A 14,979-nucleotide genomic window follows, 5' to 3' on the forward strand; every position below is an offset into this window, starting at 1 on the left:
AGACCGATGGCCACCCGCCTGGAATACACGTCCGAGCATCACCAGTTCCGGGAACTGGTGCGCGATTTCGTGCGGCGGACGGTCGTGCCCAATCACGAGAAGTGGGAACGGGACGGCCAGTGGGATCGCTCGCTGTTCATCGAAGCCGGAAAGCTTGGGCTGCTGGGGTTTTCGGTGCCCGAGCAACTGGGTGGCCCGGGCGTGGCGGACTTCCGCTACAACGCGATCGTCATCGACGAGTTGCAGCGGGCGGGGGCGGCCGCCGAAGCCATCGCCTTCACGCTGCAAAACGACGTGGTGCTGCCCTATCTCACCGATCTGACCACCCCCGAGCAGCAACGGCGCTGGCTGCCCGGCGTGGTCAGCGGCGAGACGGTGCTCGCCATCGCGATGACCGAGCCCGGTACCGGCAGCGATCTGGCCGGGATCCGCACGACGGCGGTGCCCGACGGTGACGACTACGTCGTCAACGGCGCCAAGACGTTCATCTCCAACGGACAGATCGGCGACCTCTTCGTCGTCGCGGTGCGCACCTCGCCGGACCGCCACGACGGGCTGTCGCTGCTGGTGGTCGACCCCGCCACACCCGGCTTCTCCCGCGGCCGCAACCTGGAGAAAATCGGCCTGCACGCCCAGGACACCAGCGAGCTCACCTTCACCGATATGCGGGTGCCGAGGGCCAATCTGCTCGAGGGAGAGGGCAAGGGCTTCTACCAGCTGATGAACAACCTGCCCCAGGAGCGGCTGGCGCTCGGGGTGGGGGCGGTGGCCGCCGCCGAAGCCATCCTCGCCGAGACGCTCGACTACGTGCGTGACCGCACGGCGTTCGGCTCGCCGATCGCCAGCTTCCAGAACAGCCAATTCGTCCTGGCCGAACTGGCCACCGAAATCGACATCGCCCGCACCTATCTCGACGACTGCCTCGCCGAGCACCTGGCGGGCGAGCTGACCGCCGCGCGCGCCGCGCGGCTGAAGTGGTGGACCACCGACCTGCAGGTGCGCACCGCCGACCGCTGCCTGCAGTTACACGGCGGGTATGGCTACATGCGCGAATACGGCGTGGCGCGCGCCTTCGTCGACGCCCGCATCCAAACCATCTACGGCGGCACCAACGAGATCATGAAGACGATCATCGCCAAGGACCTGGGCATCTGATGGCCGTCGACTACAGCGAGCTTCCGGTCGAGGTGGCGGTGCGCGCGGCCCGGGCCGAGTCGCGGCGCCGCCAGGTGCTCGACGCCGCGGTCAAGGTCATGGGCCGCAACGGGTTTCACCAGATGTCCATGCAGGAGCTGGCGGCCGAGGCCAAGGTCTCCGTCGGCCTGATCTACACCTACTTCGGCGGCAAGGAGGACCTGCTGCTCGCGACGATCGTGCGGATCCTGGACGCGTTCCGCGATCAACTGGCACCGGTCATCGCCGCGGCCGGCGACGACGTCGTCGACCAGCTGAGGGCGGGCGTGCGCCGCTACATCGAGATCGTCGACGCCAACCTCGACGGCGTGGTGCTGACCTACCGCGAGAGCCGCACCCTCGGGTCGCCCGGCCGCAGCCAGATCAAGGACCTCGAAATCGCCACCGCCGCACCGCTGCGCGCGGTGATCGAGGCGGGCATCGCGCGGGGCGTCTTCCGCGGCGTCGACGTCGATCTCACCGTGTTCGACATCCTGCTGCTCGCCCACGGCTGGGCGCTCAAACACTGGCACTTCGGGACGAACTACAGCCTCGATCAGTACATCGCCCTGCAGACGCGCCACGTGCTGACCGGATTGATCGCCGACGACCGCCGCGCCGACTACGCAGACGTGCTGAAATAAAGGTCATGAGACTCACCGCGCGCCGGATTCGCAGCACGATCGCGCTGCTGGCCCTGGGCGCCGCCGCCGGCGTGCCCGCGGCGGGCGCCGACCCCACGGCGGCAGCGGGCCGATCATCGGCGGCGGCTCGACGGCCGGACAGGGAATCTCCCAGCAGCTCTTCAGCTTTGGCAACCCTAACGTCGTGCAGGAGGTGGACGGTTCGGACGCGGCGCAGTTCATCAACGCCGCGGCCGGGGCCGCCAACCAGCAGCTGTCGGGCCCCTTCGCCCTGCTGCGCAGGGCGCTGACCTGCCAGACCAACAACGCCGGCTTCGGCGCCCGCGCCTACCGACGCAACGACGGCCAGTGGGGCGGCGCGATGGTGGTGGCGGCCAAGAGCGCCACGCCGAACGTCGACGGCCTGGTCGCCTGCGCCAAGACCAACTGGCGCAAGTCGTCGGCCGGTGGCGAAGCCGCGATGTGCAACAACGGCTGGACCACCCCCACCTCGTACGAAAGCCGCCGCGGCGAGACGTATTACATCCTGCTCGCCGGCACCGCCGCCGACTTCTGCAGCGACCTCAACGGCAAGTACAAGACCGACGCCAACGCGTGGCCGTTCTAGGCCCCGAGCGCGGGTACCACGGCCCCTGCGGTGAAACCAATTGCCGGATCGACACTTTCGCCGCGATCCGGACACCGCCGGCCCGCGCGCTCTTTTGAATTCATATCCGCTGTGCGCACACCGCCCCCAGTAGCGGTTGAATAGCGACCCAATATAGCCCCGCCGGGATAGCGGCGCAGGATATTTCCATTTCCCGCCGGTGCCCGATTTTGCTGAAATTGAATTCACGCCACCGCCGCCGCGTACCGCCGGCGATCGCGAATCGCCCGTTTGACGAATCGAGCGGCAATATTCACGAAATCCCTTAGCCGCGAGCGGTTGACCGCGTAAACTCGCCCGCGTCGGGCATCAGACAATCGTCTCCCAGACGAAGGGGGTTCTTATGTCACGTCGTACCGGCAAAATCGTCCTCGCCTTGGTCATTGCTCTCGCAGCACCGATGACCTCGGCTTGTACGGTTCCGCTAGTTATCGACTGCGGACCCGGTTTGACCTGCACCGGATAGCGGTGCAGTAACCGAAAAGCCACAAAGCAATTTGTGGCTTTTCGTTCGCATAAAACTTCGCGTGGCGAAGATCAACGGGTGACCGGCCGGGGCCGCGACACGCGCCCATGGCACGGCGCGGCTCCGGTCGGGATCCCGTACGACACAGAGCCTTTCGGGTGGACCCGGGGCGTCTTGGCGCGCAGCCACCCCACCGGTGATCTCCAGACTCGGTCTCCTGCAACGGGTTTCACTACGGGCCAGAGGGCCGCCGGCCATCTGTGGTCGTCGCGCGGCATCCGCGTTCGGTCCGATGCTCGCCTTTCTGCGGGGTGGCGTCGTACGGTGGACATGCGCTGGGGAAGATCGGCACCCAGGCCCACGCAGAAGGGACAGGCATGTCGCGCCATCGCGTCGTCATCATCGGAAGCGGCTTCGGCGGGCTGTCCGCGGCCAAGGCGCTCAAGCGCGCCGACGTCGACATCACCGTGATCTCGAGGACAACCACGCATCTTTTCCAGCCGCTGCTGTATCAGGTGGCCACCGGCATCCTGTCCGAGGGCGACATCGCGCCGACCACCAGGCTGATCCTGCGCCGTCAAAAGAACGTCCGGGTGTTGTGGGGCGACGTCTCGGCCATCGACCTCACCGCGAAGACCGTCAGATCCCACCTGATGGGCATGGAGACGGTGACGCCCTACGACAGCCTGATCGTGGCCGCCGGCGCGCAGCAGTCCTATTTCGGCCACGACGAGTACGCCGCGTTCGCGCCCGGGATGAAGAGCATCGACGACGCCCTGGAGCTGCGCGGCCGTATCCTGGGCGCGTTCGAGGCGGCCGAGGTCGCGACGGACCCGGCCGAGCGCAAGCGCCGGCTGACCTTCGTGGTGGTCGGGGCCGGGCCGACGGGTGTGGAGTTGGCTGGTGAAATCGTGCAGCTGGCCGAGCGCACCCTGGCCGGGGCGTTCCGGACGATCACTCCCAGCGAATGCCGCGTCATCCTGCTGGACGCGGCGCCCGCGGTGCTGCCCCCGATGGGACCGAAACTCGGCCTCAAGGCGCAACGGCGGCTGGAGAAGATGGATGTCGAGGTGCAGCTGAACGCGATGGTGACCGCGGTCGACTACATGGGCATCACCGTCAAGGAAAAGGATGGCAGCGAGCGCCGCATCGAATGCGCGTGCAAGGTGTGGGCGGCGGGGGTGCAAGCCAGCTCACTGGGCGCGATGCTCGCCGAACAGTCCGACGGAACCGAAACCGACCGCGCCGGCAGGGTAATCGTCGAGCCCGACCTCACCGTCAAGGGACACCCGTACGTCTTCGTCGTCGGCGATCTGATGTCGGTGCCCGACGTCCCCGGCATGGCGCAGGGCGCGATCCAGGGCGCCAAGTACGCGGCCACCCTCATCAAGCGCGCCGTCAAGGGCGACGACAACCCGGCCGAACGCAAGCCGTTCAAATACGTCAACAAGGGCAGCATGGCGCTGATCTCGCGCTACAGCGCCGTCGCGCAGGTCGGCAAGGTGGAGTTCGCCGGATTCATCGCCTGGCTCGCGTGGCTGCTGCTGCACCTGTACTACCTGATCGGCCACCGCAACCGGCTGGCCGCCATGTTCGCCTGGGGCATCTCGTTCCTGGGCCGCACCCGCGGCCAGATGGCCATCACCAGCCAGATGATTTACGCCCGGCCGGTGGTGGACTGGCTGGAGCGGCAAGCGCAGGACGGGACGCTGGCGGCCGCCGAGCACGTCGACTCCGCCGAAAAACAGGCCGGCTAGCCCAACGCCCGGTCGATGTCGGCGATCAGATCGTCGGTGCCCTCCAGCCCGACGGAGATGCGCACCACGCCATCGCCGAGCCCGATCGCCGCGCGACCCTCCGGGCCCATCGCCCGGTGCGTGGTGGTCGCCGGATGTGTCACAAGGGATTTGGCGTCACCGAGGTTGTTCGAGATGTCGATCAGCGCCAGCTTGTCCAGCACCTCGAAGGCCCGCTGTTTGGCCACGCCGTCCGGGCAGTCGAGCGCGAAGGTGATCACCGTTCCCCCGCCCGACATCTGGCGCTTGGCCAGGTCGTATTGCGGGTGCGAGGACAGGTACGGGTAGCGCACCCAGCTCACGGCCGGATGGCTTTCCAGGAATTCGGCGATCCGCAACGCCGACGAATTGCTGTGGTCCACCCGGACCGCCATCGTCTCAAGCCCTTTGACCAACACCCAGGCGTTGAATGCGCTCAACGCCGGGCCGGTGTGCCGCATCAGCTTCTGCACCGGGCCGTCGATGTACTCCTTGTCGCCCAGAATGGCCCCGCCGAGCACCCGGCCCTGACCGTCGATGTGCTTGGTGCCCGAATACACCACCACGTCGACGCCAAGGGGAATGCCCTGTTGCAGGAGCGGTGTGGCAAAAACGTTGTCCAACACCACCTTTGCGCCCGCTGCGTGGGCAAGCTCGCACACCGCGGCGATATCGACCAGCGACTGCATCGGATTCGACGGCGTCTCGAAGAACACGGCCGTGGTGGGCACCGACAATGCCTGCTCCCACTGGGCCAGGTCGTCGCCGTCGACGAAGACGGTCTCGACCCCCCACCGCGGCAGGATCTCGTTGCACACCACGAAACAGGAACCGAACAGGCTGCGCGAGGCCACCAACCGGTCCCCCGCCCCCAGCAACGCGCCCAGCGAGGTGAACACCGCCGCCATGCCGCTCGCGGTGGCGAACGCCGCCGGCGCCCCCTCCAACAGGCGCAGCCGCTCCTCGAACATCGTCACGGTCGGGTTGCCGTAGCGCGAGTAGACGAAGTGGTCCACCTCGCCGGTGAACGACTGCTCGGCCACCGCCGCCGACTCGTAGACATAGCCCGACGTCAGATACATCGCCTCGGCGGTCTCGTCGAATCCCGAACGCAACAGCCCGCCGCGCACACCGATGGTCGCCTGGCTGACTCCCTCGGGCAACGCCGCGGGCGTGCGAATGGAATCGTCGTCGGCCGGGGTCATCGCCGTTTCAGCCCTGCTTCCAAGGCAATCCGATGGCCCGCCAACCGGTTTCGCCCCGGTGACCGTTCGCGTCGAGTTGGCCCTCGAAGCCGTCCAGGATGTTGTAGGCCGGTGTGATGCCCAGCTCCGTGGCCACCTCGGCGGCGCCGATGGAGCGGTTACCCGAGCGGCACAGGAACAGCACCGGACGTTCCGCCTCGCCCTGCGCCGGCGCCACCTGCTCGCGCAGTTGCTCGCCGAATTTCTCGTTGCGCCGCCCTTCGGACGAATTCCACTCCAGGAACAACACCTCGCGCCCGAGGCTGGACAGATCCGGCACACCGACGAATCGCCATTCGGCGTCGGTCCGCACGTCGACCAGCACGGCGTTGGGGTTGTCGCTGAGCATCTTCCATGCGTCCAGGGGCGAGATGTCCCCGGCGTAGGAGTGTGCGCGCTCTGTGCTCATGCTCGTTTCCCTCGTTCTTCGTACGCGTTGTCAGCCACACTATCCGCGCCCGGGCGGTCCAGCCCCGGCCGGATTCCCCCCGTACCCACAGCGATTACCTGACCTGAGATGGTATCGAGGCCCCCGCCGTACCCCACTGGCGGCGGTGGGTTCCCGGCCCACGCCGGCCGGGCTCAGGCGGGTGAGCGCGGCGCGGCCAGCCGGCCTGCGACCTGGCCCGCACGCTCTCGCGCCGCCGTCACCTCCGGGGCGGTGGCCAGGGCCCGGTAACCGCCCCCGAGGACGCGCAGGTCGCTTTCGGGCACGCTCAACGCGCCACCCAACGCGGCGCGGTCATGGGAGTCGACCGGCTCGATAACGCGAGTGGCGGCCGGCGACACCATCATGGTGTCCACCGGCAGACCCAACACGGTGCGGGCCTGCAGCTCGAAGGCCGACAGGCGCTGGCTGCGCAGCGTCACCCAGGCGCTCTCGGTCGGGTGCGCGGTGACATCAGCGAAATACACCTCGTCGCCGTTGATCATCAATTCGACGGCGAAGACGCCGCGGCCGCCCAGCGCCTTGACGATCCGCGCGGCGATCGACCTCGCGGCGTCCGTCGCCGCCGCGCTCAACTTCTGCGGCTGCCAGGATTCCAGCACCTGACCGCCGGAGTCGCGATGACCGATGGGCGAACAGAATTCGATCGCCGGGCCCGCCGGGCCGTCGCTGCGCACCGCCAACAGCGTCACGTAGCACTCGACCTCGACCACGGTTTCGGCCAGCACCCGGGGCTGGCCCGGCCCCGCATGACCGCCCACCGCCCGCTGCCAGGCCGGCCCGAGGTCTTCGCGGCGCGCCGCCACCGACTGTGCGGATCCAGTCTGACCGGCCACCGGCTTGACCAATAACGGATATCCGGCGTGCGCGCCCACCGCCTCGAGTTCGCCCAGCGACCCGACGAACCAGAACGGCGCGGTGGGCAGCCCCAGCTCGTCGGCGGCCAAGCGGCGCAGGCCCTCGCGGTCGGCGCTGAGCCGCACGGCGCGAGCGCTGGGCACCAGCACGGGGTGGTCGCCACCGGATCCGGCGGCGAGCTTCTCGAGGGCCTCGACCGCGACGGAGTCGGTCGCGGTCACCACGAAGTCGGGGTGCAGCCGCTGCAGCGCCGCGGACAGCTCGGTGGCGTCGCCCAGCGCGAGCACCAGCGCCTCATCGGCCACGCCGTGCGCGGGCGCGTGCGGGCGGGCGTCGACGGCGACCACCCGGGCGCCGAGGCGCCCCAGGTCGATCGCCAGCTCCCGGCCGATCTCGCCGGCACCCAGGAGCACCACCGTGGGCCTGCCGTCGGCGGGGGCCTCGGCGCGTGCCGGGGCTTGCTGGGGCACGACGAGCGCCGTCGTTTCGTCGTCCCGTCCGTCGCTCACGCCGTCAGTCACGGGTCAAGGATAGGTCGGTTGCCGCCGCGGGCCGCCGATCTCAGGGCTGGCCTGGGAGTAACTGCACCATCAGGCCGTTGGCCTCGGCCAGCAGCGCGTCGTCGGCGTCGGTCAATTCCGCGGACACGAACGCCTTGCGCCCCTCGGTGCTGGTGACCCGTCCGCGCACCACCAGCGGCGCATCGATCGGGGTGATCTTGCGGTAGTCGACGTGCAGGAACGCGGTCCGGCTGATCGGGCGGTTCGAGGCGTGGGAGACCATCCCGAACATGTGGTCGAACAACAGCGGCAGCACGCCGCCGTGCACCGCGTAGTTGCCTCCGACGTGAAACCGGGTGAAGCGGCCCCGCATCTCGCAGCCGTCGGGCTCGTAGCGCGTCAACGTCCAGGGCGGCAACAGCAGGCTGCCCATGCCGGGCAGGTCGGGTGTGCGCCCCGCGGGCGCCTGGCCTTCCACGGCGGCCTGGAACGGGCCCAGCAGGTCGGTCAGCGCCGTGACACGGTCGGCCGCGTCGTCCCACACGTCGTCGTCGGGGTCGGCCGACACCGCGAGGTCCTGCAGGCGCCGCATGGCCGCCACGAACCGCCCGAAGCCCGGGCCCGGGCTGGCCACCCCGTATTCGGGGAAGCCGCCGTGGTGTTCGTAGTCGGGGTCGAGGTCTTTGGGGTCCTGGGCGGCATCCGTCACGGGCGGGCTGCCAGCACGTCGCGGCGCACGATGGTCTGTTCCCGCCCGGGGCCCACGCCGATGCACGAAATGTGGGCTCCCGCAAGCTCTTCCAGCCGCAGCACGTAGTCGCGCGCCTTGGCGGGCAGGTCGTCGAATTCCCGCGCGTGCGAGATGTCCTCCCACCAGCCGGGCAGCTCTTCGTAGATGGGTTCGGCGCGCGCCAGGTCGCTTTGCGTCATCGGCATCTCGTGGATGCGCGCCCCGTCGATCTGGTAGCCGACGCACACCGGGACCGTCTCCAGGCTGGACAGCACGTCGAGCTTGGTCAGGAAGAAGTCGGTGATGCCGTTGACCCGGGTGGCGTAGCGGGCGATGACGGCGTCGAACCAGCCGCAGCGCCGGCGCCGTCCGGTGGTGACGCCGAATTCCCCGCCCGTCTTCGACAGGTATTCGCCGTTCTCGTCGAACAGCTCGGTCGGGAACGGGCCCGACCCGACGCGGGTGGTGTAGGCCTTGAGGATCCCCAGCACGGTGGTGATCCGGGTGGGGCCGATGCCCGACCCCACGGCGGCGCCGCCGGCGGTCGGATTCGACGACGTCACATACGGATAGGTGCCGTGGTCGACGTCGAGCAGGGTGCCCTGCGAGCCCTCCAGCAGGACGGTCTCGCCGGCCTCCAGCGCGGTGTTGAGCAGCAGGCGGGTGTCGGCGATGCGGTGCCGAAAACCCTCGGCCTGCTCCAGCAGCGCCTCGACCACCTGGTGCGGGTCGAGCGCCTTGCGGTTGTAGATCTTGACCAGGATCTGGTTTTTGAGCTCCAGCGCGGCTTCGACCTTATGCGTCAGGACCTCCCGGTCGAGCACGTCGGCGACCCGGATGCCCATGCGGGCGATCTTGTCCTGGTAGCAGGGACCGATGCCGCGGCCGGTGGTGCCGATCTTCTTGTTGCCCATGTAGCGCTCGGTCACCTTGTCGATGGCGACGTGGTAGGGCAACAGCAGGTGCGCGTCGGCGGAGATGAGCAGCTTGGAGGTGTCCACCCCGCGGTCCTCGAGGCCCTTGAGCTCGTCGAGCAGGACGCCCGGGTCGACCACCACACCGTTGCCGATGACGTTGGTGACGCCGGGCGTGAGCACCCCCGACGGGATCAGGTGCAGCGCGAAGTTCTCGCCGGTGGGCAAGACGACCGTGTGCCCGGCGTTGTTGCCGCCCTGGTAGCGCACCACCCACTGCACTCGCCCACCGAGCAAATCGGTGGCCTTCCCTTTGCCCTCGTCACCCCATTGGGCGCCGATGAGGACGATTGCCGGCATGACACGCTCCCACCTGATCTCGCCTGCGTATTGTGGTCCAGCCGGTGACCCACCCTAGCCTGGCGACCACGCGGGCCGCCGGTGGCCGGCTGCGGAGCCGGGCAAATCAGCTTAAGCCAGGAGACGCCCCGACCGGTGCACTTGCCGACGCGGGCGGTTTGGTCGCGCACACACCGGTCCGAGAAGACGCGTCCAGCATCAGGCACAGGCCGTTGGCGCCGCGGGCGCTCCTTGCGCCCGACCAGCCCGCGTGCACCGGTTTCCCGTTCCAGCTGATCAGCGTCCAGCCATCGTGGGGGCTGCCCTCGATCACGACGATGCCCGTATTGGGCAGCGGATCGAAAAGCAGGAGCAACGGATCGGGGTTCTTCACGCTCATCATCGTGCCGACGCCGATGGCGAACTCGCTGGAGAACGCCACCTCGGTGATCCTGCTGTTGGCGGCGCGGACCGGGTTGGCCACCGCGCTCGTGTACATCGTCTGCAGCGCGTCACCGAAGCCGCCGGCGTTGGTCGCGGCGTTCCCGTACACGGTTTGCAGCGCCCCGTTGAAACGCCTGCGGAACTCGAAGCCGTTGGAGTCGGTGGAGCCGGGGGCCAGCATCGGCACGATCCGCAGCCCGAGCAGCCACGCGACCGGGGCCAGCAGATAGGCCAGCCCGCCGAGGCTGATTTGCGGCTGGCCGTTGAAAGCGCCGGCGTCGATCTCGTTGAGCCCCGGCAACGCCTGCACATTCATCCCCAACGCGGAAGCCAGCGGCGCCGCGGTCTGCTGCGTCCTGATCAACTGCGACGCGAAGATCGCGGCGACCGGACCATTGGCCGCGAGGACGCCGGCGACGGCCTGAGCCTGTTGCTGACCAAGCGCGGTGAGCGATGCCCCCGGCGGCGCCGTGTCGATCAGGCTCGCCGCGTTGGCCGTCGACTGCCCGTGCCGCACCAAGTCGATCACGATCGATTCGTCCGCCGAGGCCGTCGCAGATCCACTGCACGCCAGGACAATCGAAAGCCACACGGCCCCGACGCGGCGCAGTTGCCTCTTCAGCACCGCAAGTGCGTGGGGCCGGCACCCGACGCGACCAATGCGGTTCGCGCGGTTGACAAGACGACGGTAAATCGGCGAATGGTAGTTCTCCGTTCCCTTAACCACTCGTGGCGGGATTCCGCGCAACGCCGGCCCTGTGGCAGGAGTAAAGTATCCGGTTGTTTACCGGCAGCGTTGCAACAACTTTCGCAGTCGACACCATGTTGTGACTGTGTCGTTATCGCGAGCCCTTCCGGCGCCGCGGCCATCTTTGGCCAGAGATGCTGGTAGACAACGGCATTGAGCACCGCGTGATTGGATGGACTGTGACGCAAGGAGATCGATCCGTCGCGGCCCTGCTGTTCGGCCAACGGCCCCGCTACCGGGCCTTGCGGGGCATGCACACCCACCGGGTGGTCAGCGAAACCGACATCGATGCCGCCATCGGCCCGCATCGGCGGCTGGTCGTGGTGGGCGACGACGCCGGGCTGGCCGCGGTGCTGACCCGGCTGCTGCGCGCCGAGCGGCTCGACATCGAGGTTGCCTACGTGGCGCGCCGGCGCACCCCGGCGACCCGGATCTATCGGCTGCCGGCCGGGCGCCGGGCGGCGCGGCGGGCCGGGCGTGGCGCCGCTGGGCGGGTGCCGCTGATCCGCGACGAGACCGGATCGGTGATCGTCGGGCGGGCGGGCTGGCTGCCGCCGGATGACGCACGGTGCATCCACGGGGAGGCGGTCGTCGACGACACGACGCTGTTCGACGGCGACGCCGCCGCCGTGTGGATCGAGCCCACGCTGACCATGCCGGGGCTGCGCGCGGCGGTCGGCGGCCGCGGACTCGGCCGGCCGTGGCGCGGCTGGGTCACCGGCCGCGCGGCCCAGCTGGGCAGCACGGGAGTCGCCGTGCTGCGCGACAGCGTCCCCGCGCCCCGCACCGCGCGACGGTCGGCGTTCTACCGCCACATCGAAGGCTGGCTGCTGGTCCGCTAGTTTCGTTCGGTGAGCTTCCCTGCCTCCCAACACGAATCGGTACGGCCCAGCCCGATCTTTTTGGGCCTGCTCGCCTTGACGGCCGGCGGCGGCGCGCTGGCCTGGTCTGCCGGGGCCAGCGCACGGCCGCTGGCCTACGCCGGGGTCTTCGTCTTCGTGATCGCCGGCTGGCTGGTCTCGCTGTGCCTGCACGAATTCGGGCACGCGCTGACCGCCTGGCGGTTCGGCGATCACGATGACTCCGTGCGCGGGTACCTGACCCTGGACCCGCGCCGCTACGCCCATCCCGGGCTATCGCTGGCGCTGCCGATGGTCGTCATCGCGCTGGGCGGGATCGGCCTGCCCGGCGCGGCGGTCTACCTGCGGACCTGGTTCATGACCCCCGCCCGGCGCACCCTGGTCAGCCTCGCGGGCCCGGCGGCCAACCTCGTGCTGGCGGTGCTGTTGCTGGTGGTGACGCGGTCGTTCTTCGACCCGGCGCACGTGGTGTTGTGGTCCGGGGTGGCCTTCCTCGCGTTCCTCCAGCTCACCGCCGTGCTGCTCAATCTGCTGCCCATCCCGGGCCTGGACGGATACGACGCCCTGGAACCGCACCTGAGCCGCGAGACCCAGCGGGCGCTGGCACCGGCCAAGCAGTGGGGCTTTGTCATCCTGCTGTTCCTGCTGCTGGCCCCGGTGCTCAACCAATGGTTCTTCGGGCTGGTGCTGTCGCTGTTCGACCTGTCCGGCGTGCCGGGCGTGCTGGTGGGTTGGGGCAACGCGCTGACCCGGTTCTGGAGCCGCTGGTTCTGACCCTTGCCATATATGCGCTTTGACGCATATATTCCGGGCCATGGGCGCAGGCCACAACCACACCCCGGCCGAGACGGACCACGCTCGGCTGATCCCGCGCATGATCATGGCCGCGGCGATTCTGGCGGCATTCTTCGTGGTCGAGCTGGCCACCTCGTTGCTGATCAACTCGATCGCGCTGCTGGCCGACGCCGGCCACATGCTGACCGACGTCGTCGCCGTGTTCATGGGGCTGGCCGCCGTCACGCTGGCCCGCCGCGGCAGCTCGTCGCCCGCGCGCACCTACGGCTGGCACCGCGCCGAGGTGTTCACCGCCGTCGCCAACGCGGCGCTGCTGATCGGCGTCGCGGCGTTCATCCTCTACGAGGCCATCCGGCGCCTGCGCGAGGCCCCGGCCGTGCCCGGCGTGCCGATGATCGTGGTCGCGCTGGCCGGGCTGGCCGCCAACTTCGGCGTCGCGCTGCTGTTGCGTTCGCACTCGTCGGGCAGCCTGGCGGTCAAGGGCGCCTACATGGAAGTCGTGGCCGACACCGTCGGGAGCCTGGGCGTGCTGATCGCCGGCGTGGTGACGGTGACGACCCACTGGCCCTACGCCGACGTGGTGGTGGCCGTGCTCGTGGCGCTGTGGGTGCTGCCCCGGGCCATCTCGCTGGCCCGCGACGCGCTGCGGATCCTCTCCGAATCGTCGCCGACCCACATCGACGTCGAGGAGCTGCGCGCCGCGCTCGGTGCCGTCGACGGCGTGATCGACGTGCACGACCTGCACGTGTGGACGCTGTCGCCCGGCAAGGACATGTGCACCGCGCACCTGATCAGCACCGGCGACTCCGCCCGGGTGCTGCACGACGCGCGCGCGGTGCTCTCGGCGCGCGGGCTCGAGCACGCCACCGTCCAGATCGACTGCCCCGACGACAGCGACTGTTCGGACAGCTTTTAGGGCGTCACAGCCCCAGCGCGGCGCGCGCCCCGGGGTCGCAGTCGTCGAGCAGGTCCAGGCAGCGCGCGTACTCGTCGGTCTCGCCGATGGTGTCGGCGGCGCGCGCCAGGGCCGCCACGCAGCGCAGGAAGCCGCGGTTGGGTTCGTGCGCATAAGGCACCGGCCCGAAGCCCTTCCAGCCGTTTCTGCGCAGCTGGTCCAGGCCGCGGTGGTAGCCGGTGCGCGCGTAGGCGTAGGCGGTGATGGCCTGGTCGTCGGCCAGCGCCTGCTCAGCCAGGGCCGCCCAGGCCACCGACGCGGTCGGATGCGCGGCGGCGACGATGCCGGGCTTTTCACCGGCGAGCAGTTCCGCCTCGGCATCGGTATCTCCGGGCAGCAGGATCGGGTCGGGCCCTAGAAGATCTCCCATCGGCGTCATGGCTCTATTCTGCAGCTCGCTCGTTTTGCCCGCGTGACGCACCTCGGGCATCGCCGCGAGCCGGGCGCTTGGTCGCTAAGCTCTGCAACTACCCCACGAAGCGGGAGGACAGTAGTACTCATGCCCAACCCATCCGAACCCGACCGCGGCGGCGCGCCGAACCGGCCCGGGTTCGACCCACGCGATCCTCGCGCCGAACACAGCGACGAATGGGGGGCCCAGTCCGGCTTCGACACCGGCGAAGACGCCACCGAGAGCGTCCCCATGGTCCCCAACGACGCCGAGACCGAGACCGTGGTGATCAACAGGCCCGACCCGCAGGGTGGCCCCGAAGAGATACCGGATGGGCCGCAGCGCGAACGTCGCTTCACCGCGCCCGGGTTCGACGCCAAAGAGACCGCGATCATCAACACCACTGCGGAACCGGCCACCGAGGTGTTCGCGACGCCGCCGGGACCCGACGGCACCGCGCAGTTCGGTGTCCCACCCAAAGCCGCTGTCCCGCAATCGATTCCGCCGCGCTTCGGGGCGAAGCTGCGCACCTCCCGGCAATTCAACTGGGGCTGGATACTGGCGCTGGTGGTGATCGTGCTGGCGCTGGCGGCGATCGCGATCCTGGGCACGGTGCTGCTGACCCGCGGCAAGCACGCCAGCGTCTCGCAGGAGGACCAGGTTCGCCACACCATCCAGACCTTCGACGTCGCGATCCAGCGCGGTGATCTGACCACGCTGCGCACCATCACCTGCGGCGCCACCCGCGACGGCTACGCCGACTACGACGAGCACGCGTGGGACGAGACCTACCGGCGCGTGTCGGCGGCCAAGCAGTATCCGGTGATCGCCAGCATCGACCAGGTGGTGGTCAACGGCCAGCACGCCGAGGCGAACGTCACCACGTTCATGGCGTATGACCCGCAGCTGCGCTCCACCCGCAGCCTGGATCTGCAGTACCGCGACGACCAGTGGAAGGTCTGCCAGTCCGCCAGCGGGTAGATCGGGCTTTCGGGCCGCGGCGCCCTCCGCGAGACTTAAACCACGGCGACCCGCATCGGCGTGTCGTG

General features: G+C 69.2%; 14 protein-coding genes and 1 pseudogene. 8 read left to right on the plus strand and 7 right to left on the minus strand.

Going from position 1 to position 14,979, the window contains the following annotated elements:
* Positions 1-6: 6 nt before the first annotated feature.
* The 4 genes and pseudogenes from AC5Y5B_RS02815 (at position 7) to AC5Y5B_RS02830 (ending at position 4,686) form a co-directional block, all read left to right on the plus strand.
* A complete protein-coding gene (locus AC5Y5B_RS02815) occupies positions 7-1,155 on the plus strand; it encodes an acyl-CoA dehydrogenase family protein (protein WP_500003325.1) in 1,149 nt (382 codons plus the stop codon).
* The gene (locus AC5Y5B_RS02820; RefSeq protein WP_112631708.1) at positions 1,155-1,817 is read left to right on the plus strand and encodes a TetR/AcrR family transcriptional regulator; all 663 of its coding nucleotides are present in this window, start codon (positions 1,155-1,157) and stop codon (positions 1,815-1,817) included. Before AC5Y5B_RS02815 ends, AC5Y5B_RS02820 begins: the two co-directional genes overlap by 1 nt.
* Positions 1,818-1,822: 5 nt before the next feature.
* Positions 1,823-2,424: pseudogene (locus AC5Y5B_RS02825) on the plus strand (hypothetical protein).
* 882 nt (positions 2,425-3,306) lie between these two features.
* Positions 3,307-4,686 carry an NAD(P)/FAD-dependent oxidoreductase gene (locus AC5Y5B_RS02830; RefSeq protein WP_112631710.1) on the plus strand — a complete coding sequence of 460 codons (1,380 nt, stop codon included), beginning with the start codon at positions 3,307-3,309 and terminating at the stop codon, positions 4,684-4,686.
* Here the strand turns inward: AC5Y5B_RS02830 and AC5Y5B_RS02835 are convergent.
* The 6 genes from AC5Y5B_RS02835 to AC5Y5B_RS02860 all read right to left on the minus strand — a co-directional run bounded on the left by AC5Y5B_RS02835 (position 4,683) and on the right by AC5Y5B_RS02860 (position 10,773).
* Positions 4,683-5,909, minus strand: a complete 1,227-nt coding sequence (locus AC5Y5B_RS02835) for an O-succinylhomoserine sulfhydrylase (protein ID WP_500003332.1) — start codon at positions 5,907-5,909, stop codon at positions 4,683-4,685. The two genes, AC5Y5B_RS02830 and AC5Y5B_RS02835, sit on opposite strands and share 4 nt — an antisense overlap.
* A gap of 7 nt (positions 5,910-5,916) precedes the next feature.
* Entirely contained in the window at positions 5,917-6,357 is a 441-nt protein-coding gene (locus AC5Y5B_RS02840) for a rhodanese-like domain-containing protein (RefSeq protein WP_500003335.1), read from the minus strand.
* Between the two features lie 173 nt (positions 6,358-6,530).
* Positions 6,531-7,775, minus strand: coding sequence for a formate-dependent phosphoribosylglycinamide formyltransferase (gene purT / locus AC5Y5B_RS02845; RefSeq protein ID WP_500003337.1), 1,245 nt, complete (start codon positions 7,773-7,775; stop codon positions 6,531-6,533).
* Positions 7,776-7,815: 40 nt separating this feature from the next.
* Entirely contained in the window at positions 7,816-8,463 is a 648-nt protein-coding gene (locus AC5Y5B_RS02850; RefSeq protein WP_112631714.1) for a PaaI family thioesterase, read from the minus strand.
* Positions 8,460-9,758 (minus strand): adenylosuccinate synthase, encoded by a 1,299-nt coding sequence (locus AC5Y5B_RS02855; RefSeq protein ID WP_112631715.1) that lies wholly within the window; start codon positions 9,756-9,758, stop codon positions 8,460-8,462. Before AC5Y5B_RS02855 ends, AC5Y5B_RS02850 begins: the two co-directional genes overlap by 4 nt.
* Positions 9,759-9,864: 106 nt before the next feature.
* Positions 9,865-10,773, minus strand: coding sequence for a histidine phosphatase family protein (locus AC5Y5B_RS02860; protein ID WP_500003832.1), 909 nt, complete (start codon positions 10,771-10,773; stop codon positions 9,865-9,867).
* Between the two features lie 407 nt (positions 10,774-11,180).
* Between AC5Y5B_RS02860 and AC5Y5B_RS02865 the strand changes: the two genes are divergently transcribed.
* Genes AC5Y5B_RS02865 through AC5Y5B_RS02875 form a run of 3 tightly spaced genes read left to right on the plus strand, consistent with a single transcriptional unit; the run spans position 11,181 to position 13,500 of the window.
* A complete protein-coding gene (locus AC5Y5B_RS02865; RefSeq protein ID WP_289176277.1) occupies positions 11,181-11,771 on the plus strand; it encodes a peptidase M50 in 591 nt (196 codons plus the stop codon).
* Positions 11,772-11,780: 9 nt separating this feature from the next.
* Positions 11,781-12,563, plus strand: coding sequence for a site-2 protease family protein (locus AC5Y5B_RS02870; RefSeq protein ID WP_112635463.1), 783 nt, complete (start codon positions 11,781-11,783; stop codon positions 12,561-12,563).
* Between the two features lie 40 nt (positions 12,564-12,603).
* Positions 12,604-13,500, plus strand: coding sequence for a cation diffusion facilitator family transporter (locus AC5Y5B_RS02875; protein ID WP_500003340.1), 897 nt, complete (start codon positions 12,604-12,606; stop codon positions 13,498-13,500).
* A gap of 4 nt (positions 13,501-13,504) precedes the next feature.
* Here AC5Y5B_RS02875 and AC5Y5B_RS02880 read toward each other — a convergent pair whose 3' ends face one another.
* Positions 13,505-13,918 (minus strand): DUF3151 domain-containing protein, encoded by a 414-nt coding sequence (locus AC5Y5B_RS02880; protein ID WP_112635469.1) that lies wholly within the window; start codon positions 13,916-13,918, stop codon positions 13,505-13,507.
* Between the two features lie 120 nt (positions 13,919-14,038).
* Between AC5Y5B_RS02880 and AC5Y5B_RS02885 the strand changes: the two genes are divergently transcribed.
* Positions 14,039-14,911: an Rv0361 family membrane protein gene (locus tag AC5Y5B_RS02885; protein WP_112635448.1), complete on the plus strand. Its 873-nt coding sequence runs from the start codon at positions 14,039-14,041 to the stop codon at positions 14,909-14,911.
* Positions 14,912-14,979: the final 68 nt, after the last annotated feature.

This window comes from Mycobacterium sp. NGS33, from assembly GCF_059812885.1.

Excerpts from the sequence above, each read along its gene's own strand:
- AC5Y5B_RS02855 (WP_112631715.1), bottom strand. The coding sequence starts at position 9,758 with ATGCCGGCAATCGTCCTCATCGGCGCCCAATGGGGTGACGAGGGCAAA.
- AC5Y5B_RS02815 (WP_500003325.1), top strand. The coding sequence starts at position 7 with ATGGCCACCCGCCTGGAATACACGTCCGAGCATCACCAGTTCCGGGAA.
- AC5Y5B_RS02885 (WP_112635448.1), top strand. The coding sequence starts at position 14,039 with ATGCCCAACCCATCCGAACCCGACCGCGGCGGCGCGCCGAACCGGCCC.
- AC5Y5B_RS02875 (WP_500003340.1), top strand. The coding sequence starts at position 12,604 with ATGGGCGCAGGCCACAACCACACCCCGGCCGAGACGGACCACGCTCGG.
- AC5Y5B_RS02865 (WP_289176277.1), top strand. The coding sequence starts at position 11,181 with ATGCACACCCACCGGGTGGTCAGCGAAACCGACATCGATGCCGCCATC.
- AC5Y5B_RS02880 (WP_112635469.1), bottom strand. The coding sequence starts at position 13,918 with ATGACGCCGATGGGAGATCTTCTAGGGCCCGACCCGATCCTGCTGCCC.
- AC5Y5B_RS02840 (WP_500003335.1), bottom strand. The coding sequence starts at position 6,357 with ATGAGCACAGAGCGCGCACACTCCTACGCCGGGGACATCTCGCCCCTG.
- AC5Y5B_RS02830 (WP_112631710.1), top strand. The coding sequence starts at position 3,307 with ATGTCGCGCCATCGCGTCGTCATCATCGGAAGCGGCTTCGGCGGGCTG.
- AC5Y5B_RS02835 (WP_500003332.1), bottom strand. The coding sequence starts at position 5,909 with ATGACCCCGGCCGACGACGATTCCATTCGCACGCCCGCGGCGTTGCCC.
- AC5Y5B_RS02820 (WP_112631708.1), top strand. The coding sequence starts at position 1,155 with ATGGCCGTCGACTACAGCGAGCTTCCGGTCGAGGTGGCGGTGCGCGCG.